Origin of the sequence: Mesorhizobium sp. M4B.F.Ca.ET.089.01.1.1, from assembly GCF_004022605.1 — a bacterium.
Taxonomy (GTDB): domain Bacteria; phylum Pseudomonadota; class Alphaproteobacteria; order Rhizobiales; family Rhizobiaceae; genus Mesorhizobium; species Mesorhizobium abyssinicae.
Genome location: NZ_RZOS01000681.1, coordinates 1 through 2,172 on the forward strand (window position 1 = coordinate 1; position 2,172 = coordinate 2,172).

At 65.4% G+C, this 2,172-nt stretch carries 2 protein-coding genes and 2 pseudogenes; 2 read left to right on the forward strand and 2 right to left on the reverse strand.

What is annotated here, in order from left to right; translation table 11 throughout:
- Window positions 1-231, reverse strand: a pseudogene (locus EN780_RS32615) (hypothetical protein); the annotation flags it as partial.
- 211 nt (window positions 232-442) lie between these two features.
- Between EN780_RS32615 and EN780_RS32620 the strand changes: the two are divergent.
- Window positions 443-757 (forward strand): hypothetical protein, encoded by a 315-nt coding sequence (locus EN780_RS32620; RefSeq protein WP_127286181.1) that lies wholly within the window; start codon window positions 443-445, stop codon window positions 755-757.
- Between the two features lie 27 nt (window positions 758-784).
- Here EN780_RS32620 and EN780_RS32625 read toward each other — a convergent pair whose 3' ends face one another.
- Entirely contained in the window at window positions 785-1,810 is a 1,026-nt protein-coding gene (locus tag EN780_RS32625) for a LacI family DNA-binding transcriptional regulator (protein ID WP_128276327.1), read from the reverse strand.
- 196 nt (window positions 1,811-2,006) lie between these two features.
- On the opposite strand from EN780_RS32625, the pseudogene EN780_RS40985 reads away from it, so the two are divergent.
- Window positions 2,007-2,172: pseudogene (locus tag EN780_RS40985) on the forward strand (gfo/Idh/MocA family oxidoreductase); the annotation flags it as partial.

A 2,172-nucleotide genomic window follows, 5' to 3' on the forward strand; every position in this document is an offset into this window, starting at 1 on the left:
GAGCGAGCCCTTGTAGGCGTTGCCGTCACGCGCCCAGCCCTTGGAGTCGATCGCCATGCCGGAACCGGAGCCGAATGTCTCGCCGAACTTGTCCTTCTGGTTGGCGGGGATGCGGCCGACGCCGACCAGGCCCTTGTTGACATAGGCGACGCCATCGGCGAGCGCCGGGGTGAGGGCTGTGAACAGCGCAAGTGCCGCGCCAAGTGCAACGGTCCGGTTGAGATGTTTCATGGATATCCCCTTGTGACAGAGCATGCCGGAGCGGGTGTCGCATCGACATGCCGCCGGCACCTTCCGCCAAGCGGTCTAGGACTCGAACATGATACCTGCGTGACAGGCCGCGCCGGCGCGTGCCCCGGAACCATTTTCCAATCGCAACCGTTGCAGGCGAGCCCAGGCATCGCCTGCGATGGTCGGTCGAGCCATGGGCTCAGGAGGACATATGGGTTTCGATCAGTATCACGAGCCGGCGGAGGAATTGACGCAGAAGGTGCGGACATTTGCCCGCATGATCACTTCGCTGATCGAGGAGGCGGAGGCGATCAGCTGGTACGAGCAGCGCATGTCGGTGGAAAAGGACGCGCAGGCGCGCGCCATCATGAAAAATGCGCAAGGCGAGGAGTTCAAGCATTTCGGCATGAATCTCGAATTCCTGCTGCGTCAGAAGAAGGACTGGCGGGCAGAGCTGAAGGAAATCCTGTTCACGACCGGCGACATCGTAAAGGCTGGCGAGAAGGGCGAGGAGAAAGTGGACTGAGGTCGATGCGGCTACCCTCGGCGACTATCAGTCGCTCTCTCGCGCGATCAGTTCCAGCGGCCAGACCTCGCGCATGATGCGCGTGCCTTCCGGACCGGCGAAGGCGGGGAGCGATGCAAGCAGCATCTCGGCCAACCGCCGGCCCATGGGCTGCAGCGCCGGGCGGAAGGCGGTCAGCGCCGGCGAGAAATAGCGGCAGAGCGGCGTGTCGACGATGACCGTCACGGCGATGTCGTGGCCGGGCCGGATGCCCATCTCGGCCAGCGCCTTGCAGCCGCCGAGCGCCATAGCGTCGTTGTTGTAGATGATCGCCGTAGGCCGGTCCTTGGAGAGCATCACGCGCGGTGTCACCTGGTAGCCGCCGCCCTCGTTGATGAAGCCGTCGGCGATCAGGCCGGGATCGACCTCGATGCCGTGCCGCTTCAGGGCCTTGCGGTAGCCGTCGAGGAACAGGTAGCCGAAATTGAGATTGAGGGCAGGGCGGACCGCGGCGATGCGGCGGTGGCCGCGCGCCACCAGCCGGTCGACGGCGTCGCTGCCGGCCTTCTCGAAATCGAGGTCGAGGGAAGGGTAGGACTTGCCGCCGGAACGGCTGCGGCCGAGCGTGGCGAAGGGGAAGCCTCTCTCGGTCAGATAGTCGATGCGCTCGTCCTCGCGCCGCGTCCAGGCCAGCACCACGGCGTCGGCGCGGCGCGTCTCGACGACGCGGCGCAGGCGCTCCTGCTGGTAGTCGCCCGGCGCGCCCATGACCACGATCAGGTCGAGGCCGCTTTCGGCGAGCCTGCCCTGCAGGCCGGTGAGGAACGGGATGAAGAAGGGCTCGCCATATTGCTGGTCGCCGGGATGCGGCTGCAGCATGAAGGCGATCGAGTGGGTGGCGCCTTGCCGGAGGCTGCGGCCGGACTGGTTGGGCGCGTAGTTCAGCTGCTTGGCGGCTTCCAGCACGCGCTGGCGTGTGTCGGCATTGACATCGGCGCGGCCGTTCAGCGCCCGCGACACGGTGCCGATCGAAATGTTCAGGTGACGCGCAAGGTCGTGGATGCTGGACGCCAAGGACGGTTCTCCCCCTGCCTTGGCTAGCACCGGCTGCCGCTCAGGCCAAGGCTTTGGGATGATTTTCGCAAACAGCCGATTGACATTCTACGCTATCGGGTGTGTTCTCGTAAACGTTTACGGAAAAACGTTTACGGTGACGCCGTGGATGCCGTGACGATCGGCCTGGAGGGGTCGAGCGGAGGAGGAGCGCTGGATGAAGGTCGTCCTGGCCGGCTGCGGAGCCATGAGCAAGCAGTGGCTCGATGCCGCGAGGCAGATCGACGGGCTGACGATTGCCGGCCTTGTCGATCTTGATGCCGAGCGGGCGCAGGCGAGGGCAAGCGAATACGGGCTTGCCGGGGCCGTCATCGGCACCAGCC